Here is a 24,669-nt window from a genome sequence, read left to right as displayed (position 1 = left end):
TAACCTCCCTCGAATACGCCAGTTTCGAGCATGAGCGATGAAAATTCCGCCAATTCGGCCAATTTGCCCGGCTCAAACATGGCGAAGAGCCGCTTTTGCGGCCCCATTACCCCTTTCAGGGCGCACCTACCCCTGCAAGCTCCATCGCTTTCAACTTGCGATGCGCCTTCAGCAAGTTCATCCCCAGCGCCGCCCAACACATCTGCGCCTGCACTTTCGCTGCGCCAAAATACCGCGCCCGCGCCAGGTTGAACCGCCGCTTCATCGTCCCGAAGGCCTGCTCCACCTTGAAGCGGATCGTGCCGATCTTCTTGTTGAACTGGCTGTACAGCGGGTGCAGGGGATGACCTCGGCTGCCCTTGTACTGGATCAAGTCGCCAATGCCACGCTCCTGCAGGAAACGACGATTGGCCGCACTGGCATAGCCCTTGTCCGCCAGCACCGCCACCACGCCTGGTGCCAGCGCCTCCACGATCTGCGGCAGCTGCCTGATCTCCGCCTCATTGGCCGGGCGCACATGCACGTGCTCCACATAGCCATCTTCACTGTCTGCCGCCGTGTGTCCGCGATAGCCAAAGAAGGCATCCTTGCCCTTCTTGACCCAGCGTGCCCCCGCATCCGGACTGTCCACCACCCGCAGCGGCTCACCTTCTTCCAGATGGCGGTTCGGTCTGGCAGCACTGGGGATAATGGTGGCGTCCATGATGGCCCCGCGTACGCCTTGCACCTTCAGGCCCAGATGTTCGAGCTGACCGTTGATGAGCGAGAGCAGCTTCTGATCCAGCCCGGCTGCTACCAGCCGATTACGGAATCGGCAGATGGTACTGGCGTCGGGCAGTTCTCCGGCAGAAGGCTCAAAGCCGGTAAAGACCATGAAGTCCAGGCGCACGCGCAAGGCCTGTTCCAGCTGGGCATCGGACAGGCCGTGCCCATTGGCCCAGCAGCATGAGCTTGAACATGCCCAGACAGTTATAGGGTTCAGGGCCGCCAGCACCCGACTTCTCTCGCTTGTACAGACCCTTGAGGTGACCGGCGATGGAGTGCCAATCCAGCAGATCGTGCAGCTTCATGCTGGGGCTATCTTGCACCAGCGGTCTGGCACCCATCAAGAAGAAACTTTCCATCGCGATCATCCTCCTGACGACATTGGAACACAGCTAGGTGGGCTTCTGAGGGGGTTATGCAACGGTCTTGCTATTTGGATTTCTGCTCAGGTCGATCACCGAAGAAGCGACGATTGGCGGCTTCGGCCGCACGGCGGGAAAGTTCATCGCCGACCTTCACACGATCTTCCTTGCATTGCCGTTGAATCTCCTTGATGCGCTCGGGATTGGCGACGAGCGCGTCCACGGTTTCCGAGGGATGAGAGGGGCCGCATGCAGTCAAGGTGGCGGCCAACATCAGCAACATCACTTTGTTCATGGTTCCAGTCCTTTCATTGGATGGGGTAGGAGTCCTCGACGTCGAGGCTATCCGCCGAATCAATGAAGGCTACTCGTTCGATGAACCGAGCCAGCACCTCGGAAGGCTCCGCATGGCTGCGCAGCAGATAGGTCGTGAGCATGGGGGGCGTGCCCGCCAGGCGTCGAGCCACGACACCTGGCTAGCGGCTGGAAGCGATATGCGCCTCGCCCGCCAGTCCCAAGGCCAGACCAGCGGAAACCAGAGTCATTATCACGTCGAAGGTCGCCACGCGCTGCGCGATCAGCGGCTCCTGATCGAGCTTGCGTAGAAAGCGATCAACCTGGCGTGCGTGACCCTCGCAGACTGCCGGGTCGCCCAGTGTAAGCGGATAGCGCAGCACTTCCTCCAGCGGCACTTTCTTGAAAGCAAGCAGCGGATGGCGGGCTGGCACTGCCACCATCAGTTCGTCCTCCCACGCAGGCGTAACCACGATGCCATCGCCCGCGTGTTCGGCCATCGAGAATCCGGCGTCGTACAAATCATCATCCTGCAAACCTCTAATCTGCTGGGCCAGTGGCACCTCGCACAGTCGGACCTTAACCTCGGGATCTTCCTCGCGGCATTGCGCTAGCAGCGCCGGTAGTCGCGATGGCGTGATACCGTCCGACAAGCGATGCGCAACTGGCCGTGAAAACCATTGGCGGCCGATCTGACGCTATCGCGTGCCTGCTTTATGGAGGCAAAGACGCGTGGAACGTGTTCCAGGAAAAGTCGCCCCGCACGGGTCAGTTGAGTGCTGCGGGTGGTGCGAACAAACAGGCGTGCTCCTAGTTCCTCTTCCAGCTCCTTGACGGCGCGGGACAGGGGCGACTGATCAATATGCAACCGTTCTGCAGCACGGGCGAAGTGGAGCTCCTCAGCAACCGCCAAAAAGTAACGAAGGTGACGTAATTCCATAATTACGCGCCTTCATGAAATTTCGCTTTCTGAAAGAATCGAAAAACGCATCAGCGTGCGCTGGCGCGCTCGCGCGTGGTCCACCACGGGCAGCGGGTAGTCCACGCCCAGGCGCAGGCCGCAGGCGGCCAGAGTGGCGGGTTTCATGGCTGCGGGAAAGTGGATGTGCGCATCGGGGACGCGCGCCAGCTCGGGCAGGTAGCGGCGAATGAAACCCCCGTCGGGGTCGAAGCGCTGCGACTGCGTGATGGGGTTGAAGATGCGAAAGTAAGGCTGGGCGTCGCACCCGGTGGACGCTGCCCACTGCCAGCCGCCGTTGTTCGCCGCCAGGTCGTAGTCGTTCAGGTGCTGGGCAAAAAAGCGCTCGCCGCGGCGCCAGTCGATGCCCAAATCCTTGGTCAGAAAGCTCGCCACCACCATGCGCAGGCGGTTGTGCATATAGCCGGTTTGCAGCAACTGGCGCATGGCGGCGTCGACCAGCGGGTAGCCGGTGCGCGCCTCGCGCCAGGCCTGCCACAGCGCGGGCGCTTCGTCCCACTGCACGCGGTCGTACTCGGGCTTGAACGACTGCGTGACGACCTGCGGGTGGTGCCACAGAATCATGAAGTAGAAGTCGCGCCAGGCCAGTTCGGATAGCCAGGTCTGTGCGCCCTCGCAGCCCTGGACAGCCTGTTTTGCCGCCAGCCGCGCCAGCTGGCGGATGGACACGGTGCCAAAGCGCAGGTGCACCGACAGGTAGGACACGCCCTTGCGCCCAGGGTAGTCACGCGCCTCCTGGTACGCCGCCATGCGCGGCACAAAGTCTCGCAGCAGCCGCTGTGCGCCGCTCATGCCCGTGGGCAGGGGTAGCTCGTGCAAATTGGTGGGGCCAAAGCCCAGCTCTGACAGCGTGGGCAGGCGTTCACCGGCGGGCAGCGGCGCCAGGTGCTGGGCGTAGCGATCGACGGGGTAGGGTGTGAGCTGGAAATCGTCAAGACTTTGCAGCCAGGCGCGCTTGTAGGGCGTGAACACGCTGTAGGGCCGGCCCTGCTGGGTCAGCACCTCGTCCCGGTCGAGCAGCACCTGATCCTTGTAGTCGCTGAAGGCAATGCCCAGCGCATGCAAGGCCTGGGCCACGTGCTGGTCCCGGGCAACGGCCTGGGGCTCGTAGTCGCGATTGACCAGCACCTCCTGCACTCCCAGCTCTTGCGCCAGCTGCACGATGCATGGCAGCGCGGGGCCATGGCGCACGATCAACCCGCCGCCGGGCGCGCCGCTTTGCGCGGCCAGCCGCTGCAGGCCGTCGTGCAGCTCCAGCACGCTGGCGTGGATGAATTCCACACGGCGATCCTGGCGCTGATTCCCGTGATTGGGCAGCGCGTCCAGGATGTCGGTATCGAACACGAAGGCGCAATACACCCTCGGATACCGGCGCAGCGCGTGGTACAGCGCGGCATGGTCGCCGCAGCGCAGGTCGCGGCGCAGCCAGACCAGGGCGCTTGTTGCCCTGGCAGGCAGCTGTTGTTGATCGGTGTGGGCTGGGGCTGTCATCTTGGTTGGGCTTCAGTCTTGCATCAACACCGGCCCGCCCTTGTCCAGCGCTCGCTGGTAAGCCGGCCGTTCCTGCATGCGCTGGCGGTAGGCAACGAGGTGCGGCCACTGGGACTCGTCGCCGCCCCGCGCGAGGGCGGCCTCAACGGCAAAGCTCATCTGAAAATCGGCCATGCTCAGGTGCTCGCCGGCAAACCAGCGGTTCTTGCCCAAATGCCCATCGATGAACACCAGCGCGGTTTGAACGTTGGGGTGAATGAGTTTTTGCTGCACTTTGCTGCATAGGGCGCGTGCGATCGGGCGCACAAAAAACGGCATGGGCTGGCGCGGAATGGTGTCGAAAACCAGCTTCATGACCAGCCAGTTCATCAACGAGCCTTCCGCGTAGTGCATCCAGAAGCGGCACTGGCGATATTCGGGTGTCCCCCGCGCCGGCTCCAGCTGGGCCAGTTCGTTCCGTGCCTGGGCGCCAAAGCGTTCCACCAAGTATTCGATGATGGCGCCCGATTCGGCCACCACGGTATCGCCATCGGTCACCACGGGCGACTTGCCCAGGGGGTGGATTTGCTTGAGCGCCGCAGGTGCCAGTCGGCTCACCGTGTCGCGCCGGTAGAGGCGGATGTCATAGGGAACGGCCAGCTCTTCAAGCAGCCAGAGGATGCGCTGCGAGCGCGACGTTTCAAGGTGATGGACGGTGAGCATGGGACACCTTGGTGGTTGAAGTCGCCGAGGCGGATCGACGCAGCCAGCGCATCAGGCCGCCCAGCACGGGCAGTTTCTCGTACAGCTCCTGGGCGGTATCCCAGTAGTCGCGGTGCAGCGTCACGCGGCCCTGGGCGTCAAAGCGCACCAGGGTGGCGCCGTGGATGCATTGCTCCACATTCGGCCGCCAGCGGCGCATGCGAAAGCGGAACTCCCAGCCCAGAAAGGCCTGGTCGCCCTGCGCGATGTGCTGGTTGACGGTGAAGCGTGGCTGATCCAGCGTGGCGAACATGTGGGCAAAAATCTGCGCGATGGCGGGCACGCCGCGCACGTCGTTGAAGGGATCTTTGAAGTGCGCGTCGGGTGCGTAATAGGCATCCAGCGTGGCCAGGTGCGCGGGCGAGAGCTGTTCGTACAGCGCAATCAGCTTCTGGGTGGCGGTCTGCGTGTCGTTGCCAGCAAGCGGTAGGGATGTCTGCATGTTCAAAGCCCTGTGAATCGGTGCACCAAGGGGAAATACCAGCGGTACGGCATGCAGCGCATGAGCTTGAGCACACCCGTGAAGCGCTTGGGAAAGTGCACCTCGAACTGCCCCCGCTCCCAGCCGCGCACGATGGCCTGTGCTGCCTGCTCGGGCGTGAGCAGTGCCGGCATGGAAAACTGGTTTTGCGCCGTCAGCGGCGTATCGACGAAACCGGGGTTGATCAGGCTCACGCCCACGCCCTGTGGACGCAGATCAAGAAACAGGTTTTCCGCCAGATTGATCAGCGCCGCCTTGGTGGGCCCGTAGGCCAGGCTTTGTGGCAAGGCGCGCCAACCGGCCACGCTGGCCACCAGGCTCAGGTGCGGCGCGCGCCCAGCGCCGGCGGCCTGGAGCAACGCGGGCACCACGGCGGCCAGCACCTGCAGCGCGCCCGTGACATTGACGCTCTGGTGCTGCAGCAGCTCGGGCAAGTCCAGCGCGCCAGCCGACATGGGGCGGTAGTGGCCGGCGCAGTAGCAGACCAAGTCCAGCGGGCCGCCCGCCAACAGCCGCTGCGCCGCGCTGGCGACGGCCTGCGCGTCGGTAACATCCAACGCCAGCGCCTGGCTGCCGGGGTGCTCGCGCACGAAGGCATCGAGCAAGGCCTGCTGACGCGCCGACACGCTCACCTGCGCGCCACGTGCGTGCAGCAGCGACGCGACCGCGCGCCCGATGCCGCTGGACGCACCGACCAGCCACACGCGGTGGCCGCGCCAGTCGGTGATGGGGGGGTTGAGGGGCACGGCGTTAGTCCTTGGTGAAAGACAGCAGCACCTCGCCCAGCGTGATGCCAAACTTGCTCATGCTGGCGCGGTTGAGCATCACCCGCTCATCGACCAGGAACATCCAGTCGTCAAACTGCACGTCGTACTCCTTGCCGTCCACCGGCAGGCGCAGCGTGTAGTTCCAGCGGAAGGCGTTGCCTGATTCCTGCCCCTCGGCCTCGCCCACCACGTCGTCGGCACGGCCGGTGTAGCGGCCATCGGCGTGCTTGGTCAGGCGCCAGACGCGGCGCTGGGTGCTGCCGTCGGAATAGCTGAAGGCCTCGTCCAGCACGCCCTGGTTGCCCTCCCAGTGGCAGTCCATGACCACGGTGAAGCGGCGCACCACCTCGCCGCCGCGCTTTTGAAAGATGCCGTGGGCGCGGATGCGGCCATTGAAATATCGATCCAGCTCCAGCTTGGGGCGCTGTTGGGCGTAGTCGCTCACCTGGGGGCTGGCGCAGCCGGCCAGCACAGCCGAGCCCGCGAGCAGGGCAAGCAAGACATGGCGGCGTGTGTTCATGGTGTCACTCCTTGGGGTGGGTTTCGAGAGGTGATCAACAGGCGATGCAGCAACCAGGCCGCCATCAGTTTGAGCGCGCACGGCAGCAGCGCATAAATCCATGCCAGGCGTTGCAGTGCCAGCGGATCCTGGCTGCCCGGCAGGTAGCCCAGCCATTGCAGCAGCGGCAGCGTGGCCCCGGCGGCCAGCGCCAGGTTGAGCTTGGTGGCCAGGTTCCACCAGCCCAGGTAGGCACCGTCATTGGTTCCCTGTGCGCCGCTGCGCTCGATCAGCAAGGCCAGCAGTGCGCCGGGCACGGCCAGGTCGGCGCCCAGCGCCGCGCCCGACAGCACGCAGATCACGGCAAATGCCGCCACCTGCCCGCCCTGCAGCGCGGCCGCCCAGCCAAAGCAGGCCACCGCCAGCAACATGCCGGCCAGCCAAGCCCGCTCCAGCCCGAAGCGGCGCACCACCCGCAGCCAACCGGGCATGGACAGCGCACCGCTGACGAAATACAGCACCAGGAACAGCGCAATCTGCGGCGACGTAGCCTGCAGCCGATCCTGGGCGAAGAACAACATCAGCGCGGCTGGTATGGCGCTGGCGATGCCATTGCATAGAAACACCGCCAGCAGACGGCGGAAGGGCGCCTGGGTCAGCGGCTGCCAAAGTAGGCGATAGCGCGGCTCCCGTCCCTCATGCCCGTCCTTCGGCGCGGCTGAAAACGGCGGACGCGGCGCCTGCCACAGCGCCAGCCAACCGGCCAGCAATGCCAGTGCGAACACTCCCAGCATGGTGCCCGCGCCCCAGGCCACCGAGAGCGCGCTGGCCGTGACCACGCCGATCAGGCCCGGCCCCTCGCGCCAGGCCACGATGCGGCTGCGCTGCACGGTGTCACCCCCCAGGCGCACCCCCCAAGCCTGGTGGGCGATGACCAGCAGACTGTGCGCCAGGCAGGTGAACAAGAGGCCCGCCACCGTCCACGCCGCCAGTGCCCCCGGCCCCTGCACCGGCGGAAAAAACAGCCCCGCCATGCCGCCGCCCAAGAGCAGCGCCGATGCGCCAACCACCCACAGCACGGTGTGCGCGGTGCGGCGGTACAACCGGTCGCTCACGCGCCCCAACAGCGGCTCGGCCCCGGCATCCATCAGCCGCACCAGCAGCAGCAGCGCCCCCACACTGGCCAGCGGCAGGCCAAGGTTGCTGGCGTAGTAGTGCGGCAGCACCACGTAAAGCGGCAGCGCGGCAAAGGCCAGCGGCAGACCCAGCAGCCCGTAGGCCAGCCCGGCGCGCCAGGGCAGCACCTGCGAAGCATCCCATGGCACGGTGTGGGTCATGGCCCGGCTCCTGGCTTGCGCGCCAGCTCGGCGTCGTCAATCGCACCCAGGGCCTGCTGGCCGCGCCACAGGCGCATTCCCAGGCCAGGCTGGTACAGGCCCGTGAGGCGCTCGCCCGGCTGCACGTCGGGCAGTACGGCGGCCAGCGCCCTTTGCCAGCGCTGGGCCTGCGCTGGCGCCAGATCTCCCTGGCGCTCGATCTCCTCGATGGAGCGCTGGGCAATGGCGGCGCCGGTAAAGGCGCGGTGGTAGGTCAGCTCCAGGGCCAGGGCGTAGGCGCCAAAGTCGACCGCTTCAAACTGCGGGCCGGCCCACAGGCGCGCGTCGTAGATGCCCAGCCCGAAAAATCGCATCTGCCCCTGGCCCCACAGCGTTGCCTCGGGCAGCGCCTGGTGTATGAAGGCGGGCGGCGCCGATGCGTCCGCTGCCGATACGCCAGGGCCCGCGCTGGCAACAGCCACCCCCATGGCCACCGCTGCGGCCAGCACGCGGACTCTTGCCAGGTAAATCAATGGTGAAATCAGGCGGTAAGGCATATGTATCAAGCGCTGGCAGCTATCATTTTTTAATTTTTCACCAAGGTGTACTGCACCACATCGATGCTGCCGCTGTCGAAGGCGGCTTCGCAGTACGCGAGGTAAAACTCCCAGGTGCGCAAGAACTTCGCATCAAAACCCTGCGCCAGCACCTGGGCATGCTGCTGGGTGAACTGGCGGCGCCAGCGGCGCAAGGTCTCGGCGTAGTCGGCGCCAAAGGCCAGCTCCTCCACCACGCGCAGACCGGCCTGCTGCGCCGCCGCGCGAAAGCGCGCCGGGCTGGGCAGGCAGCCGCCGGGGAAGACGTACTGCTGGATGAAGTCCGTACCCTGCACATAGCGCTCGAACAGCGCGTCGTCGATGACGATGCTTTGCACGCAGGCGCGCCCGCCCGGTTTGAGCAAGCGCGCCACGGTGCCAAAGTAGCTGGGCCAGTAGGCCTGGCCCACGGCTTCGACCATTTCGATGGAGCAGATGGCGTCGAACGGCGCGTCCTGGATGTCGCGGTAGTCCTGCAGGCGCAGCTCGGCCCGGGCCGCCAGCCCGGCGCGCTGCAAGCGCTGCTGGCCAAACGCCAGTTGCTCGTTGGAGAGCGTCACGCCGGTCACCCGGGCTTGAAACTCGCCCGCCGCCATCTCGGCCAGCGCGCCCCAGCCGCACCCAATCTCCAGCACCCGGCTACCCGCTTGCACGCCGGCGCTGTGCAGCGCGCGGCGCACCTTGGCATGCTGCGCGGCGGTCAAGTCGCCCGCCAGATCGCCCTGGAACCAGGCGGACGAGTAATTCATGCTCGGGTCCAGCCACAACTGGTAGAAGGCGTTGCCCAGGTCGTAGTGGGCCTGGATGTTGCGCCGGCTGCCGGTGCGCGTGTTGCGGTGGAGCAGATGGCGCAGCCGGTAGGCCAGCCGCCCCCACCAGGCGCCGTACACCAGCGACTCCAGTGCCTCGCGGTTGGCCATCAGCAGGCGCAGCAAGTCACCCAGGTGCGGCGTGCTCCAGTGCTGATCGATATAACCCTCGGCCAGGCCGATGTCGCCCGAGCGCAGCACCGCGCCAAACACCCGCCAATCGTGCAGGCGCAGGCTGGCGTGCGGCTGCTTGCCCTGGCCCAGCTGCAGGGTGCTGCCGTCGGGCAGCTCCAGGTGCAGCGTGCCGTGCTGCAGGCGCTGCAGCAGGCGCAGGCCGTGGCGCGCAGGGGCCGGCAGGCCGTCTGGCAGTGGGAGTTGAAACGCGGTGGTGGTCGTGTTCATGGTCAGTGGTCGGATGAAGATGAGCGGGAAGATGAACGGGACACAGGCATCGCCGGCGCCTGGGGCTTGGTGTGGAACGGCACCTGCTTGAGCCACAGCAGCAAGGCGTTCCAGAGAATGCGGGCCATCACGCCCAGCGTCAGCAGGGGGTAGCGCCACAGCGCGCGGCGGCGGCTGGCGGCGGTGAGCGGCTCCAGCCGCCCGGCCATGCCGGTGAGCAGCACGGGGCCCTCGGCGTCGTGGTAGTCGATGCGCACGCGCGCCGATTGCAGGCCGTCGGCCCCACTCCGGCGAAACTCAAAGCGGTAGCCGCCATCGATGGCGCAAAACGGTGAGACGTGGAAGGCCTTGCGCGCCCGCAGCTCCTGGCCGTAGTGCGGGTGGTCGAGCAGGTAGGCGTGGCGCTCGCCAAAGGTGTTGTTCACCTCGGCCACGATGGCGCGCAGGCTGCCGTCCTGGCGGTGGCAGTACCAAAAGCTCACCGGCTTGAAGCTGTAGCCCAGCACGCGCGGGTAGCACTGCAGCCAGATTTCACCCTGCGCATCGGTGATGCCCTCGGCCTGAAGCAGCGTCTCCAGCCAGGCCAGCGCGCCGCCCTGGCGCGGGTTTTTGCCGCCGCCATGGTCGGCGTCGCGAAACGACAGCGCACCCGCGCGGTTGAGCGCCAGCACGCCCGCTGTCTCGGGCCGCCCGCGCAGCGTGCGCATGGGCAGCAGCAGAAAGAAGGTGGGCACGATGAAGCGGTGGCGGCGCGGGCGCAGCCGGGTGTGCCACACATGGCCAAAGCCGATGTGCGGCACGTTGCCCGCCGGGGCGGCCAGGTGCATTGCCGGGGTCACGCCGCCTCCCGCCGGCGCAGTTGCGCCAGCAGCGCATCGGCGGCGCGGTAGCCCGACTGCAGGCCATCCTCATGAAAGCCATAGCCGGTCCATGCGCCCGCAAACCAGGTGTGCTGCGCGCCTTGCAGCAGCGGCAGCTGCTTTTGCGCGGCCAGCGCCCCCAGGTCGAACACCGGGTGGTCGTAGTCGAACGCGCCCAGCACCCGCGCCGGGTCGATGCCGCGCACGGGGTTGAGCGACACCAGCACCGGCTGCGCAAACGGCAGCGGCTGCAGGCGGTTGAGCCAGTAATGCAGGCAGACGCGGGCAGACTCCTGCGTGCCGTTGGCTGCGCGCTCGTAGTTCCATGCCGCCCAGGCGGCGCGGCGCCCTGGCATCACGCGGGTGTCGGTGTGCAGTACGGCGCGGTTGGGCTGGTAGCGGATGGCGCCCAACACCTGCTGCTCGGCGGCGCTGGGCCGCGCCAGCAGGCGCAAGGCCTGGTCGCTGTGTACGGCCAGCACCACGGCATCGAAGTGCTCCAGGCCGCTGCCAGTGCGGATGAATACACCAGCGGCATTGCGCTCGATGCCCTCTACAGGGGTTTGCAGCCGCGCATCCAGGCCGTCCAGGATGGCATGCACATACTGCCGCGCCCCGCCCGCCACGGTGTGCCACTGCGGCCGGTTCTGCACCTGGATGAGGCCGTGGTTGTGGCAAAAGCGCACCATGGTGGCCACGGGAAAGCGCAGCATCTGATCGGTCGGGCAGCTCCAGATACAGCCCAGCATGGGCAGGAAATACCAGTGGCGAAACGCCGCGCCAAAGCCGTGCTGGTCCAAAAACTCACCCAGCGGCTGGGCCAGCGCCTGCTCCTGGCCACTGTCGGCCAGCGCGGTGCACAGGCGGTTGAAGCGCAGCAGCTCCGACAGCATCCCCAAAAAGCGCGGGCGCAGCAGGTTGCGCCGCTGGGCAAAAACGGTGGCCAGGCTGGAGCCGCTCCACTCCAGCGCCCCGGCGCCCAACGCGCCCGCGCCCGGCACCTGGACGGAAAACGACATGTCCGACGCGGCCGTGGGCACCTGCAACTCGTCCAGCAGCGCGATCAAGCCGGGGTAGGTGCGCTCGTTGAACACCAGAAAGCCGGTGTCCACCCCGTGCGTCACGGTTTGGCCATGCGCATCGGGCAAGGACACATCCACGGTGTGGGTGTGGCCGCCGAAGTAGCGACCCGCCTCGAACAGCGTGACCCGAGCCTGCCCGCGCAGCCGGTGTGCGGCCGCCAGGCCCGAAATGCCCGATCCAATGACTGCGACTTTCATGGACTTTTCCGATCCGTGATGCTTGCCCGTGCAGCACGGTTGCGCTGCTCCTGTGGCGTAATGTACTAGACAAAAACATTTTTGTCCTAGACAATTAAACGAACCAGCCCCAATCGCCATGAATTCACTGACCCTTCCGACCGTCACGACACCGCCCGCGCCCGGCAATGCCGGGCTGCCGATTGCCGCTGTCGAACGCGAGACCGGCCTGGGCAAGGACACGCTGCGCGTGTGGGAGCGGCGCTATCGGTTTCCCACGCCGTCGCGTGATTCCTCGGGCGACAGGCTGTACAGCCTGGAGCAGGTGCAGCAGCTCAAGCTGATCAGCCGGCTGCTCGATTCCGGCTTGCGCCCTGGCAAGGTGGTCGGCCTGGGTCAGGCTGCTTTGCAAGACCTGTTGACGCAGCACGCCCCGGTATCGGCTGTCATTTTGTCCAAGACAATCATGGACGATGCAGGCGCTGATCCCCTGATTGAGGCGCTGCTTCACGCCATTGGCACGCACGACCCGCGCGCCCTGCGCCACAGCCTTAGCCATGCCCAGTTGCGCATGGGGCTGGCCCCCTTCGTGACCGATCTGGTGGCGCCGCTGACGACGGCGGTGGGCGAAGCCTGGGCGCAGGGGCGTTTTGAAGTCTTTGAAGAACATCTGTACACCGAGGTCATCACCGGCGTGTTGCGCCATGCGATCGCCTCGCTGACCCCGCAGCCCGTGCCACAAGGCCCCAAGGTGCTGCTCACCACCGTGCCGCAAGAGCAGCACAGCCTGGGACTGCTGATGGTCGAGGCGCTGTTGGCGCTGGAGGGCTGCACCTGTGTGTCGCTGGGCACGCAGACCCCGTTGACCGACATCGCCCAGGCGGCGCTGGCGCATCGCGCCGATGTGGTGGCGCTGAGCTTCAGCAACCTGCACAAGGCGGCCGTGGTGCAGACCAGCCTGCGCGAGCTGCGCGCCCAACTGCCGGCCACCACCGCACTGTGGGTGGGCGGCGCGTGTACCGCCCTACACCAATGGCCGCTGCCCGGCATCAGCGCCGTACAGCATCTTTCGGGCTTGCAGCCCTTGGTGGCGCAGTGGCGCCACGCCCATTGACCGAAGGAAGGATTGGCCATGCAGTTCATTGCACGCACGTTAGCCAGCGCACGCACCCCCCTGTCGCGCCGCCAACGCCTCGGGCTGCTGGCCCTGCTGGTTGTCGGCACTGGCCTGCTGCTGGCCGGCTGCGCCAGCACGCGCCCGCCGCCCGGCGTCACGGCCGTCACCCCTTTTGACGTGCAGCGCTACGCGGGCCGCTGGTACGAACTGGCGCGGCTCGATCACGCGTTCGAGCGCGGTATGACCGATGTCACTGCCACCTACACCGCGCAGGCTGACGGCAGCGTGCTCGTGGTCAACCGCGGCTATGCGCCCGCCACCAGCCAGTGGCGCGAGGCCGTGGGCAAGGCCTTGTTCACCGGCGCGCCCACCACGGGCTCCCTCAAGGTATCCTTCTTCGGGCCGTTCTACGGCGGCTACCACGTCGCCGCGCTGGACCCGGACTACCGCTGGGCGTTGGTGCTGGGGCCGGACACCAACTACTGCTGGATTCTGGCGCGCGACAAGCAGCTGCCCGCCGCGCAGCGCGACGCCATCGTGGCGCGGGCGCAGGCGCTGGGCGTCGATACCTCGTCGCTGATCTGGGTACCGCACGAGCGCCAGGATCCGGCGCATTGAGAGGATGTGAGTCATGGGCTACACCGTCGTCTGGTTCAAGCGCGACTTGCGGGTACACGACCATGCCCCGCTGGCACATGCCGCCGCGCATGGCCCGGTGCTGTGCCTGTACGTGCTAGAGCCCAGCCTGTGGACGCAGCCAGACAGTGCGCTGCAGCACTACCAGTTTCTGCGCGAGAGCCTGCGCGACCTGGCGCAGCAGTTGCGCAGTTGCGGCGCGCGGCTGCAACTGGCCGTGGGCGAAGTGCCCGAGGTGCTGGCCCGGCTGCACGCCCAGCAGCCCTTTGCCCGCCTGGTATCGCACGAGGAAACCGGCAACGGCGCCACTTACGCCCGCGACCTGGCCGTGGCCCGCTGGTGCCGCCGGCTGGGCGTGGCCTGGCAGGAATGGCCGCAGCACGGGGTGGTGCGGCGCCTGCCCTCGCGTGAGCAGTGGCACGGCCTGTGGCAGGCGCATATGCAGGCACTCTGCCTGCCGCCGCCGCTGCCGGCCAGCCTGCAATCCATTTCTTTAACGTGGCGCGACACCTGGCCCGCGCCGGAGACCATGGGGCTGTCTGACGCCCACGACCCGCCCCAGCGCCAGCGCGGCGGGCGCGCGTCGGGCCAGCAGGTGCTGAACGACTTCCTGCACGCACGCGCAGCCTTTTACCGCGGCGGCATCTCGTCGCCGCTGACGGCGCCCACGGCTTGCTCGCGCCTGTCGCCCTATCTGGCGCTGGGCTGCCTGGGCATGCGCGAAGTGGTGCAGGCCACGCAGCAACGGCAAGTGCAGCTCAAGTTGCAGGACGCACAGCAAGCTGCGCATGTGCGCCAGTGCTTGGCGGCCTTCATGAGCCGGATGCACTGGCACTGCCACTTCATTCAGAAGCTTGAATCCGAGCCCGAGCTGGAGTGGCGCAACCTGCACCGTGGCTACGACGGCCTGCGTGAAGAGGACTGGAACCCCGCCCACTTCGACGCCCTGCAGGCGGGCCGCACTGGCTGGCCCATGGTGGACGCCTGCGTGGCCATGCTGCGCGAGACCGGCTGGGTCAACTTTCGCATGCGCGCCATGCTGGTGTCGGTGGCTGCCTACCCGCTGTGGCTGCATTGGCGCGCCGTGGGGCTGTGGCTGGCGCGGCAGTTTCTGGACTACGAGCCCGGCATTCACTGGAGCCAGATGCAGATGCAGGCCGGCACCACCGGCATCAACACCACGCGCGTCTACAACCCCATCAAGCAGGCGCAGGATCACGACCCCCATGGTGTGTTCGTGCGCCGCTGGCTGCCCGCGCTGCGGCGCGTGCCCGATGCCTGGCTGTTCGAGCCCTGGCGCATGCCGCCCGAGGTGCAAGCGCGCTGTGGCGTGCGCGTTGGGCAGGACATTGCGACGCCATTGGTCGATCTGGCCAGCGCCACCAAGGCCGCCAAGGCGCGCTTACACGCCTTGCGCAACCAGGAACCGATACGTGCGGCCAAAGCAGCGATCGTGGAAAAACACGGCTCGCGCCTGGTGCGCCACACCGCCGGCCGCCGCCAGCTGCCGTTCACCTCCCCCCAGCAAAGCCTGGATTTTTGAGCCATGCACCGCAAGCCGCTTCTGCCGCAAAAGCACTGCCTGTGCTGCGGGCGCCCCTTTGCATGGCGCAAAAAATGGGCCAAGGTGTGGGACGAGGTGAAGTTCTGCTCCGAGCGCTGTCGCCGCCAGCGCAAGGCCCCGCATCCGCCATCGGGGTTGCAGGAATGACGGCCGCCCACACCCTGCGCTTGGTGCTGGGCGACCAACTGCACCCAGGCCACAGCTGGTTTTCCCAGGTGGACGAGCAAGTGGTGTATGTGCTGATGGAGGTGCGCCAGGAGACCGACTACGTACTGCACCACGCGCAGAAAATCCTCGCCATCTTCGCCGCCATGCGCGACTTTGCGCGCTACTTGCGCGCTGGCGGCCACCGCGTGCGCTACGTCGCATTGGACGACCCCGGCAACCGCCAGTCCATCCCCGGCAACCTGGCAGCACTGGCCGCGCACTACGCCGCCCAGCGCATCGAGTGGCAGCAGCCCGACGAATGGCGGCTGGACGCCCAACTGCAGGCCTGGGGCGCCGCCCAGCCGTTGGATTGGGCGGTGATGGACAGCGAGCATTTTTTGACCCAACGCGGCGAGCTTGCCGCACTGATGGGCCAGCGCAAGCAGTGGCTGATGGAGCATTTCTACCGCCACATGCGCCGCCGCTACAAGCTGTTGTTGGACGCCGACGGCGCCCCCGAAGGCGGGCAATGGAATTTTGACCACGACAACCGCAAACGCTGGCCCGGCACCCCGCCCGTGCCCGCCGACTGGCGCCCCCAGCATGACCACAGCGACTTGTGGCGCATGGTGCAGCGCGCCGGGGTGCAAAGCTTTGGCGACCCGCAAGCCGCCGCCCTGCGCTGGCCGCTGAACCGCACAGAAGCGCTGGCCTGCCTGGATGCCTTCATCACCACAGCGCTGCCGCATTTTGGCGACTATGAGGATGCACTGGCCGCCCAGGCGCCGCGCCTGTTCCATTCGCTGCTGTCGTTTGCGCTCAATGTGAAGATGCTGCACCCGCTGGAAGTGGTGCAGCGCGCCAAAGCCGCCTGGCGCGGGGGCCAGGCGCCGCTGGCTGCCGTAGAAGGATTTGTGCGCCAGATCGTGGGCTGGCGCGAATACGTGCGCGGCATCTACTGGGCCAACATGCCCGGCTACGAGACGCGCAACGCCCTCGGTCATCACGCCCCGCTGCCGCGCTGGTTCTGGAACGGCGAGACGCACATGCGCTGCCTGCACCTTGCCATCACGCAGTCGCTGCAAACGGCGCACGCGCACCACATCCAGCGGCTGATGGTGATCGGCAACTTCGCGCTGCTTGCCGGGCTGGAGCCGCAGGCGCTGCACCGCTGGTACCTGGGTATCTACATCGACGCCTTCGAGTGGGTGGAGCTGCCCAACACCCTGGGCATGAGCCAGCGCGCCGATGGCGGCGTGATTGCCACCAAGCCCTATGTGAGCAGCGCCGCCTATCTGCAGCGCATGGGCGACTACTGCCAGGGCTGCGCCTACGACCCAAAGCAAAAAACCGGCGCGTGCGCCTGCCCCTTCAACGCCCTGTACTGGGATTTTTTTAAGCGTCACGCCCCGACGTTGCAAGGCAACCCGCGCCTGGCGCTGGTGTACCGCCAGCTGCAAAAAATGTCCGACGCGCAGCGCGCGGCGCTGCGAACGCAAGCCGGGCATCTGCGCGAACGGCTGGACACGCTCTGACTACAGCACCCGAAAGGACTCTCCATGCAATCCCTACCCGCTGGTTACCGCGCGCTGGTGCTTGGCGCCTCAGGCGCTATCGGTGGTGCACTGGCCGCCCAATTGCGAGACGACCCATACTGCGCAAAGATGCTCACGTTGGGGCGCTCCACCACGCCAGCTGTGGACTTCGACGCCCCGTCCAGCATTGCCGAGGCGGCGCACTCATTGTTTACACAAGGCCCATGGAACCTGGTGCTGGTGGCCACAGGCATGCTGCAAGGTCCCACGGGCAAGCCCGAAAAGCGTCTGACAGACCTGAGTGCCGAGCACATGGCGGCTAGCTTTGCCGTCAACACCATTGGGCCAGCCTTGGCGCTGGCGCATTTCGCCCCGCAGTTGGCGCACGGCGAGCGCAGCGTGCTCGCGGTGCTTTCAGCCAAAGTCGGCAGCATTGGCGACAACCGCCTGGGTGGTTGGTACAGCTACCGCGCCTCCAAGGCGGCGCTGAACATGGTGGTAAAGACGGCGGCCATCGAACTGGCCCGCACCCACCCGCAGGCGGTGGTCGCAGCGCTGCACCCGGGCACCGTGGACTCGGCGCTCTCGGCCCCGTTTCGCGGCGCGCAAATCTGGCGGCCTGCCCGCGACGCTGCGCGCGACCTCTTGGCGGTGATCGATGGCTTGCAGCCCGAGGACAGCGGGGGCTTCTGGGCCTATGACGGCCAGCGGCTGCCTTGGTAACCCGCACAACGATTGGAAGGAAACTCACCATGCGAATTCTGCTCACCGGCGGCACCGGTCTGATCGGGCGGGCCATGTGCCAGCACTGGCAGCGCCAGGGCCACGACCTTTTTGTCTGGAGCCGCGACCCGGCGCAAGTGCCGCGCTTGTGCAGCGGCGCGCAGGGCATCGCACAGCTGCAAGCGCTTGACGGCAGCGCGCCCCTGGACGCCGTGGTCAACCTGGCGGGCGCGCCGATTGCCGACCGCCCCTGGACCGCTGCGCGGCGCGACCTGCTGTGGCGCAGCCGCGTGGCACTGACGCGCACGCTGGTGGACTGGATGGGCCAGCAAGCCACGCCGCCGCGCGTGCTGCTGTCGGGCTCGGCCGTCGGCTGGTATGGCGACGGCGGCGAGCAATGGCTGGCCGAAGACAGCGCGCCCGGCAACGCCGACTTTGGCAGCCGCCTGTGCGTGGCCTGGGAGCTAGAGGCCGAGCGAGCGCGCCAGTGGGGCGTGCGCGTGGCGGTGCTGCGCACCGCGCCGGTGCTGGCTCCGCAAGGGGGCATGCTGGCGCGGCTGCTGCCGCCTTTCAGGCTGGGCCTGGGCGGGCGCCTGGGCAGCGGCCAGCAGTGGATGCCCTGGATCCATCTGGACGACCAGGTGGCGCTCATCGACCACTTGCTGCAGCATGACGGCTGCAGCGGCCCTTTCAACGCCTGCGCACCCGAGGCCGTGCGCAACGCCGACTTCACCCAGACCCTGGCGCGCACGCTGCATCGCCCGGCGGTGCTGCCCGTGCCCGCCTGGGCACTGCGCCTGGCACTGGGCGAGATGTCGGTGCTGCTGCTTGGCGGCCAGCGCCTGGTGCCGCGTCGCACGCAGCAGACAGGGTTTGCCTGGCGCTATCCCGGATTGGCCGGGGCGTTGAAGCAATTGCTGGGCAGCTGTTAGTGCCGCATTGGCACGGCAACTCTTCAGCTCTTCGAGAAAATTTCGCGATGACCACAGAAAAATCTACCGCCGTACTTTTATGCAATCTGGGCACCCCTGACGCCCCGACGCCAGCGGCTCTGCGCCGCTATCTGTCCCAATTTTTGTCGGATCCACGGGTGGTGGAGATTCCTCGCCTCTTCTGGTTGCCGCTGCTCCACGGCGTCATCTTGCGTGTTCGGCCACGCCGGTCGGCGGCGAAATATGCATCAATGTGGAGCGATTCCGGTTCACCTCTGGCGGTGTGGACCCAACGCCAGGCCGATTTGCTGGGCCAGCGCTTGCGTGAATCCGGCCTACCAGCGCCGGTACTGCCCGCCATGCGCTACGGCCAACCGGCGGTTGGCGCTCAGTTGCAGGGGCTGCTGGACGCGGAGGTGCAACGGGTGTTGGTGCTGCCGCTGTACCCGCAGTATTCGGCTGCCACCACGGCCAGCCTGTTCGACGGTGTCGCGGACTGGGTACGGCGCTCGCGCCGGTACCCGGAACTGCGCTTTGTCAACGATTACCACGATCACCCTGACTACATCTCAGCCCTGGCCGGTAGCGTGCGCGCGCACTGGGAGGGCAAAGGGCAACGCGCACAGCATTTGGTGATGAGTTTCCATGGCATTCCCGAGCGCAACGTGCGGCTGGGCGACCCTTATGCCGACCAGTGTCGCAACACAGCTCGTCTTTTGGCGCAGGCGCTACAACTGCAGCCCGAGCAATACACGGTGACTTTTCAATCTCGCTTTGGTCCCGCCCAATGGCTGCAGCCGTACACCGAGCCGACGCTGCAAGCGCTCGCGAAGGCCGGAACCCGTAGCGTGGAAGTGATGTGCCCGGGTTTTGTCAGCGACTGCCTGGAGACACTCGAAGAAATCAACATGGAAGTGCGGCACGCATTTTTGCAGGCTGGCGGGCAGGCGTTTCACTACATCCCTTGTCTAAATGACAGTCCGGCGTGGATCGCAGCCTTGGGGCGCATCGCAGAGCAGCATCTTGCGGGCTGGAAGACCGTACCCACTCGAAGCATTTGATGCCACTAAATTCCAAGTTGTCGCTCAACCTGCCAAGAAATACCGCTGCCTCGCATCGTCGCGGCGAGTTGCTGCCCCAGCCTCTGCTCGATCACTGGCTTCCACGGCACCAGGCTGAAGCTCATGCCGTCGTCGAGCATCGCGTAGCGCCCGCTGGCGAGCATGACGGAGCGCCTGTAGATCCCCGCCACGCGCTGCCCATCAGCCACCGCGCGATGCTCCAGGCCGGTGTCGGCGGCAATGCCCTTTGCAGCTTGCGTCACCTCCAGGTTGCGAGCCAGGATCATGTGCTGCCCGCGCCGCTCGGCGAGTCCCTGTTCGGTCAGGAAGTCGGCGCGCTGCTGCATTGCCTGCTTGGCTTCCGCGCCAAAGCCCAGGTTGCCCAGCCCCCGACCGCCGCCGATCAGCTGATCCAGCCAGGTGGCTCCGATCACGCGGGCCTGCCGCTCGATGGGCAGGTGCGATTTCAGTTCCACGGCCACGCCGCCCAGGCGCTGTGCGTCGTAGCGCCGGACCTGCTCAGCCAGGTCGTCCGGTACCTTCCATAGACCTTCGGTGACACGCTCCACAATGCCGGCGCGGCGCAGGGCTTCGAGCCGGCGGACGTGGGCCGCGACGACCTCCTGCGGGTCGCGTCCGGGCACCGCCTGACCCTGCGCGATGGCGAGGTGGTGGTCGGTACGGTACGGGACATCATTCGCCAGCGCCGCGATATTCTTATCGGCCGCGCGCATGTCGGCCGATCCCTTCACATCCACCACGGCGCCGGTCGGATAGTTCGCCAGTTCGACGCGGGCGTTGAGCGCAACATAGTGGGCTTTGCCGTTCACCCCGTCGATGACCAAATAGCCCCGGTCGCGCAGCTCGTCAACCAGCCCCTTGGCGGCCACACGGCCGATGAACCTGCGACCATCGTCACCCGGCTCGAATACGGCCAGCTCGCGAGGCTCGCCATTCATGGCTCGCTGCATGGTGCAGATGATGTCGCCGCGCTCGCCCAGGGCGCGCAAGGTCTTCTCCGCATCCGAATGGACTGCCCAGGTGCCGTCCTGCACTTCATCGGCCAGGCCCAGACGTTTCAAGCGCTGCAGGCGGCCGATCAGCAATAGGCGCTGGCGTTGCAGCCGCGGCTCGTTGAAGCGTTTAATCTGCACTTGACCGCCGTCGCCAAGCTCGCGCTTCAGCGTGCGATCCAGGTTCGTCCACCGTTCCTGCTCCACCTCACGCTGCAAGGTCTGCTGGATCTCCAGCTCGGTGCGCGGCCCTAGCCACTCGGTCGCCAGCTCAGACGCACGATGCCGGAAGCCATCGGCGATGTAATCGCCCGCGATGATGAGGTCTTTGCCGGTATCGTCGCGCCCGCGCACGATCAGGTGGGTGTGCGGGTTGTCGGTGTTCCAGTGATCGACCGCCACCCATTCCAGCCGCGTGCCCAGGTCGGCTTCCATTCGATTCATCAGGTGTCGCGTGTAGGTGCGCAGATCTTCCAGCTCGGCCCCATCCTCGGGCGAGACGATGAAGCGGAAATGGTGCCGGTCGTCGGCGCAGCGTTCCTTGAAGGCATCCAGATCGGCGGCATCGGTCTGCGGCCCATAGGCCCGGCCCGGCTCACCATCACGGCCCGCGCCGTCGCGCTCGATGTAGCGTAGGTGCTTGGCGAGCGACTGCGGGCTGGCCTGGCGCTGGTTGACCAGCAGCGTCTTGATGGTCACGCGCCGCGACATGGGTGTCAGCTTGGCGCCGGCGAAGCGCGCTGCTGTGTGGCCGCGCCCCAGGCGCGAGCCGGGCCGCTGGCCGGTGCCCTTCACATGATCATCCTCCGGTTGCTCGGGCGGAATTGCCCGGAACCGTCGGGAGCACGGCGCAGCGCAAGCAGTCAGGGGTCGCAGACGGCCGCCAGGACGCAAGCGCGCATTCGCGCGCGCCGCCCTTGACGGCGAGAACGCCGTGATACGGTGAAGGGAACAGCAAGACCGCCCACACCCGCCCACTGCACACAGTCAGGTTTTGGCAAGTGGAGCGCGCAGGCCCGAGGGGCCGAAGGCGTCAGGGATCAAAGCCGAATGGCCGCGATTCGGTACGAAGCGCGGGGCGCAGCCCGCGAGCCCGACGGCGGCACGCCGGGACGCCCGGTTATTGCCGGAGCTTCTTGGGCTGCTTCACCACACGCGACTCCAGCAAGCGCCGCGTGGTTTACAGCTCTTTCTGCAACAGCTCGGCATCCGGCAACACAGAACGGTAGTTCGCCGCCATCACCTTCGTCGGCAAACCTTCCAAGGGATACCGCGCCAGCGCGTGGCCCTTGTCGGCGCAGAGGATAAACCCCACGGGCGGGTTCTCATCGGGATAGGCCCAATGCTCCTTGGCATAGTTGCAATACATGTGCATCTGGCCCACGTCCGCATGGGTCAGGCTGCCCAGCTTCAAGTCGATGATGACCAAGCAACGCAACTTGCGATGGAAAAACAGCAGATCGACCCGATACCAAGTCTGGTCAATGCGCAAGCGCCGCTGCCGGCCGACGAAGGTGAAGCCTTCGCCCAGCTCCAGCAGAAAATCCTCCAGCCGCTGGATTAACGCGGCCTCCAGATCGGATTCCGAATACTCGTCGTTGAGGTTCAGGAACTCCAGCACATACGGGTCTTTGATCGCGTCGTCGGGCGTGACGGTATCCTCGGGCCTCGACACAGCTCCCTTGACCAGCATCGCCGCCTTATCCTTGGACAAGGCGGTGCGCTCGTAGAACTGGCTGCCAATCTGCCGGTCAAGCTGGCGCACGCTCCAGCCGCCGCGTAGTGCCTCGGTTTCGTAGAAGCGCCGGGCATGGGTGTCCTTGACCACCAGCAGCCGGACTTAGGCCGACCACGGCAGTGTGAACACTTGCGCCAGCTCGGCGAGGCTCAATTTCCCAGACACCGTCTGGGATTTCTCATCAGGCAGCTCGTTGTCCAATTTCCCAGACAGTGTCTGGGAAATCTCGGAGACAGGGTATGCGAGGAAGAACCGCCGCATGTTCTCCAGGTTGTTCACGCCAAAGCCCCGCCCAAACTGAGCGGTCAGGTCGGCGTACAGCCGGGCCATCAACTGTTCGCCATACCCCGCACGCCGCTTGCCCTGTTGCTCGGCCTCCACGATGCGGCGGCCGATCTCCCAGTAGCTGGCCGTCATCAGCGCATTGACGCTGCGCGCCGCCGCCTGGCGGGCAGCGTCGAGCATTTCCACCATACCGCCGTGGATGCCGGCGTAGCCGGCAGGCAAAGCGGCGGGTGCGGCTCCCGCCGCCGCAGGCGTCTTCTTGGTCATGCTGCCACCTCTGCGGGACGTTGCGCCTCGGTGATCATCTTGCGCCGGTTCGCCACCAGTTCAGCCGCCTTGCGCACCGGATCGTCCTCGGTGTGGACGTAGCGCATGAACATCGCCACGGTCTTGTGCGCCGTCAGCGCCATGCCGCCCTTGACCGGGATGCCCGAGTTGGCAATGTCGGTCGCAGAATGGTGGCGGATACCGTGCGTGCCGAAGTGCGTGGCGCCCGCCGCCTTGAGGGCGCGGTCCAGCCGTTGTAATACTCGCCCGTGGTCAGATGCTTGCCCGGATGGCTTGGAGACGGCAGCACGTAGGGAATGCCTTCCTGCCGTGGCGCCGTCGAGAGCAGCCGATAGGCTTCCTCGCTCATGGGCTTGGACATGCCACCCGTCTTGCTGTCCGGCCAGACCACGCGGCGGTTGTCCATGTCCACCCAATCCCATTGGAGCGTCACGATTTCGGAGCGGCGGCCAGCGAACTCGAATTGCAGACGGATCGCCAGCGGGATGACGTAGTTCTCCAGACCCTCGGCTTCGATGTGCTCCGGTCGCCGAAACAGCTTGCCCATGTCCTCGTCGCTGATGAGGTGGGTAGCCTTGCCGTTGGGGTACATCGGGACGTGGCGGCAGGGGTTGGTGCCATCAGGCCGATGGCCCCACACCTCGGCCAGGTTGAACATCTTGCGCATCACGCTGAAAGCACGGTTGGCCTCGGCGGGCTTGTGGGCCATCTTCTTCATCGCCGTGGCCACGTCCGGCCGCTTCACGTCCTGAACCTTCAAACGGCCCAGCATCGGAACGATGCAGCGGTCGATGACGGCCTGATACCCGCGCTGGGTGCTGGGCTTGTTGCGCTGTTTGGAGTAGTCCTCCATGAAGTTGGTGCACAGCTCCTTGACCGTGGGGGCTGAACGGGCGGCGGCCTTGGCCGCGCTGGGTTCGCCGCCTCGGCGAACCTCGGCCAGCCATTCCTGGGCCAGCGAGCGGGCCTGTTCGACCGTCAGTTCCGCATACAAGCCCAGGGCTGGCTTGCGCCGCTCGCCAGCGTTCGTGCGGTACTGGAGCATGAACACCTTGCGTCCCGCTGCTTTACCCTTGCACAGGAAGCCGGGCACCAGCGTGTCCCGGAGTTCGACGGCCTGCGCTTGGGGTTGTGCCGCATCGACTGCGGACTTGGTGAGCTTGATTTTCGCCATGATGACTCCTCGGAAAGACCCGATTCCCAGGAGCCTTGTAGGGGCCAGCAGAGGGGTAGCCAGGTCAGGTTTCGGAAAGCACCGGCATATGTTGAACTCGCCTAAGTTATTGATAAACCTGCTGTATCGGGTTTCGGCGTAGTCCAGCGAAGTTCGGTACTGGAGTCATGGTGAAATGAAAAAACGCCCTGGTCGTAAGCCGCAGGGCGTTTTCTGCAAGACGGTCAGGCCATCAGGACGTGATGCGCGAGCCCTTCTTGCCGCTCTTGTCGGCACGGTACAGCTTGACGCGATACACGCCCATGTCCTTCACGCCGAGTTGCGTGGCGGCAGCACGGCTCAGGTCGATGATGCGGCCCTTGGCATAGGGGCCACGGTCGTTGATGCGCACGACCACCGACTTGCCGGTGCTCGGGCTTTCCACCCGCACCAGCGTGCCGAACGGCAGCGTCTTGTGGGCAGCCGTCATGGCGTTCATGTTGTAGCGCTCGCCGTTGGCAGTCAGGCGGTTGTGGAACTTGTCACCGTACCAGGAGGCGCTGCCCTGCTGGAAGGAGGCTACCTGGGTATCGGCATGCAGTTCGGTCGGCTTGCTGAGGGAAGTGACGGTTTTCTCGTTCGGCAGCACGGCTTCGGCGTTGCGGTCACGCAGATTCTGGGCCTTGGAGAAACTGTCAGCGGCGGGGGCAGGCAGTGCGAACTGGTCGGACTGCGCGGCAGCCGGTGCGATCAGGGTAGTGGAAAGTGCCATCGCAGCGGCAGTTTTCAGTACCCGGGACAGCAGCACGCGGACGCCGGAAAAAGTGTTGAAAATAGTCATAAGGGCAAAATTTAC

Annotated in this window: 21 protein-coding genes and 4 pseudogenes; 8 read left to right on the top strand and 17 right to left on the bottom strand. The window is 66.2% G+C overall.

Annotation, left to right across the window (positions count from 1 at the left end; all coding sequences use genetic code 11):
* Window positions 1–115: 115 nt before the first annotated feature.
* From C513_RS13525 to C513_RS0102455, 13 genes and pseudogenes are all read right to left on the bottom strand, one after another.
* Window positions 116–1,124: pseudogene (locus C513_RS13525) on the bottom strand (IS5 family transposase).
* Between the two features lie 70 nt (window positions 1,125–1,194).
* Window positions 1,195–1,422, bottom strand: coding sequence for an EexN family lipoprotein (locus tag C513_RS0102510; RefSeq protein WP_018714456.1), 228 nt, complete (start codon window positions 1,420–1,422; stop codon window positions 1,195–1,197).
* Window positions 1,423–1,435: 13 nt separating this feature from the next.
* A pseudogene (locus C513_RS13520) lies at window positions 1,436–2,361 on the bottom strand (LysR family transcriptional regulator).
* A gap of 12 nt (window positions 2,362–2,373) precedes the next feature.
* Window positions 2,374–3,891 carry a cryptochrome/photolyase family protein gene (locus C513_RS0102500; protein WP_018714453.1) on the bottom strand — a complete coding sequence of 506 codons (1,518 nt, stop codon included), beginning with the start codon at window positions 3,889–3,891 and terminating at the stop codon, window positions 2,374–2,376.
* 12 nt (window positions 3,892–3,903) lie between these two features.
* The gene (locus tag C513_RS0102495) at window positions 3,904–4,593 is read right to left on the bottom strand and encodes a glutathione S-transferase family protein (RefSeq protein ID WP_018714452.1); all 690 of its coding nucleotides are present in this window, start codon (window positions 4,591–4,593) and stop codon (window positions 3,904–3,906) included.
* Window positions 4,571–5,074, bottom strand: coding sequence for a nuclear transport factor 2 family protein (locus C513_RS0102490; RefSeq protein ID WP_026320467.1), 504 nt, complete (start codon window positions 5,072–5,074; stop codon window positions 4,571–4,573). Before C513_RS0102490 ends, C513_RS0102495 begins: the two co-directional genes overlap by 23 nt.
* A 2-nt stretch (window positions 5,075–5,076) precedes the next feature.
* Window positions 5,077–5,859, bottom strand: a complete 783-nt coding sequence (locus C513_RS0102485) for an SDR family NAD(P)-dependent oxidoreductase (RefSeq protein ID WP_018714450.1) — start codon at window positions 5,857–5,859, stop codon at window positions 5,077–5,079.
* Between the two features lie 4 nt (window positions 5,860–5,863).
* On the bottom strand, window positions 5,864–6,400 hold the full coding sequence (locus tag C513_RS0102480; RefSeq protein WP_018714449.1) for a DUF3833 domain-containing protein: 537 nt from the start codon (window positions 6,398–6,400) through the stop codon (window positions 5,864–5,866).
* On the bottom strand, window positions 6,397–7,716 hold the full coding sequence (locus tag C513_RS0102475) for an MFS transporter (protein WP_018714448.1): 1,320 nt from the start codon (window positions 7,714–7,716) through the stop codon (window positions 6,397–6,399). Before C513_RS0102475 ends, C513_RS0102480 begins: the two co-directional genes overlap by 4 nt.
* A complete protein-coding gene (locus C513_RS12515) occupies window positions 7,713–8,204 on the bottom strand; it encodes a hypothetical protein (protein WP_018714447.1) in 492 nt (163 codons plus the stop codon). The genes C513_RS0102475 and C513_RS12515 overlap by 4 nt, the downstream gene beginning before the upstream one ends.
* A gap of 77 nt (window positions 8,205–8,281) precedes the next feature.
* Window positions 8,282–9,502, bottom strand: coding sequence for an SAM-dependent methyltransferase (locus tag C513_RS0102465; protein WP_018714446.1), 1,221 nt, complete (start codon window positions 9,500–9,502; stop codon window positions 8,282–8,284).
* 2 nt (window positions 9,503–9,504) lie between these two features.
* A complete protein-coding gene (locus tag C513_RS0102460) occupies window positions 9,505–10,329 on the bottom strand; it encodes a DUF1365 domain-containing protein (protein ID WP_018714445.1) in 825 nt (274 codons plus the stop codon).
* 8 nt (window positions 10,330–10,337) lie between these two features.
* Window positions 10,338–11,642, bottom strand: coding sequence for an NAD(P)/FAD-dependent oxidoreductase (locus C513_RS0102455; protein ID WP_018714444.1), 1,305 nt, complete (start codon window positions 11,640–11,642; stop codon window positions 10,338–10,340).
* 118 nt (window positions 11,643–11,760) lie between these two features.
* Between C513_RS0102455 and C513_RS0102450 the strand changes: the two genes are divergently transcribed.
* From C513_RS0102450 to hemH, 8 genes are read left to right on the top strand one after another with little or no spacing between them, the layout of a single operon-like run.
* The gene (locus C513_RS0102450) at window positions 11,761–12,735 is read left to right on the top strand and encodes a MerR family transcriptional regulator (protein ID WP_018714443.1); all 975 of its coding nucleotides are present in this window, start codon (window positions 11,761–11,763) and stop codon (window positions 12,733–12,735) included.
* Window positions 12,736–12,753: 18 nt separating this feature from the next.
* Complete coding sequence (locus C513_RS0102445) at window positions 12,754–13,356, top strand: lipocalin family protein (protein WP_018714442.1); 603 nt, start codon at window positions 12,754–12,756, stop codon at window positions 13,354–13,356.
* Window positions 13,357–13,369: 13 nt separating this feature from the next.
* Complete coding sequence (locus C513_RS0102440) at window positions 13,370–14,917, top strand: cryptochrome/deoxyribodipyrimidine photo-lyase family protein (RefSeq protein ID WP_018714441.1); 1,548 nt, start codon at window positions 13,370–13,372, stop codon at window positions 14,915–14,917.
* Between the two features lie 3 nt (window positions 14,918–14,920).
* On the top strand, window positions 14,921–15,085 hold the full coding sequence (locus C513_RS13825; protein ID WP_018714440.1) for a DUF2256 domain-containing protein: 165 nt from the start codon (window positions 14,921–14,923) through the stop codon (window positions 15,083–15,085).
* Window positions 15,082–16,620 carry a cryptochrome/photolyase family protein gene (locus C513_RS0102430; protein WP_018714439.1) on the top strand — a complete coding sequence of 513 codons (1,539 nt, stop codon included), beginning with the start codon at window positions 15,082–15,084 and terminating at the stop codon, window positions 16,618–16,620. Before C513_RS13825 ends, C513_RS0102430 begins: the two co-directional genes overlap by 4 nt.
* A gap of 24 nt (window positions 16,621–16,644) precedes the next feature.
* Window positions 16,645–17,343, top strand: coding sequence for an SDR family NAD(P)-dependent oxidoreductase (locus C513_RS0102425; RefSeq protein WP_026320466.1), 699 nt, complete (start codon window positions 16,645–16,647; stop codon window positions 17,341–17,343).
* 29 nt (window positions 17,344–17,372) lie between these two features.
* On the top strand, window positions 17,373–18,275 hold the full coding sequence (locus C513_RS0102420; RefSeq protein ID WP_018714437.1) for a TIGR01777 family oxidoreductase: 903 nt from the start codon (window positions 17,373–17,375) through the stop codon (window positions 18,273–18,275).
* A 47-nt stretch (window positions 18,276–18,322) separates the two neighbouring features.
* Complete coding sequence (gene hemH / locus C513_RS0102415; protein ID WP_026320465.1) at window positions 18,323–19,336, top strand: ferrochelatase; 1,014 nt, start codon at window positions 18,323–18,325, stop codon at window positions 19,334–19,336.
* 5 nt (window positions 19,337–19,341) lie between these two features.
* Here the strand turns inward: hemH and C513_RS0102410 are convergent, their stop codons facing one another.
* From C513_RS0102410 to C513_RS12500, 4 genes and pseudogenes are all read right to left on the bottom strand, one after another.
* Window positions 19,342–21,144 (bottom strand): relaxase/mobilization nuclease domain-containing protein, encoded by a 1,803-nt coding sequence (locus C513_RS0102410; protein WP_018714435.1) that lies wholly within the window; start codon window positions 21,142–21,144, stop codon window positions 19,342–19,344.
* Between the two features lie 385 nt (window positions 21,145–21,529).
* Window positions 21,530–22,639: pseudogene (locus C513_RS13515) on the bottom strand (PDDEXK nuclease domain-containing protein).
* Window positions 22,636–23,834: pseudogene (locus C513_RS13510) on the bottom strand (tyrosine-type recombinase/integrase). The pseudogenes C513_RS13515 and C513_RS13510 overlap by 4 nt, the downstream one beginning before the upstream one ends.
* Window positions 23,835–24,066: 232 nt before the next feature.
* Window positions 24,067–24,654 (bottom strand): septal ring lytic transglycosylase RlpA family protein, encoded by a 588-nt coding sequence (locus C513_RS12500; RefSeq protein WP_018714432.1) that lies wholly within the window; start codon window positions 24,652–24,654, stop codon window positions 24,067–24,069.
* Window positions 24,655–24,669: the final 15 nt, after the last annotated feature.

Source organism: Allobrachymonas chironomi DSM 19884, from assembly GCF_000374625.1.
Lineage (GTDB): Bacteria > Pseudomonadota > Gammaproteobacteria > Burkholderiales > Burkholderiaceae_C > Brachymonas > Brachymonas chironomi.
This window is presented reverse-complemented; position numbering and strand designations above follow the sequence as displayed.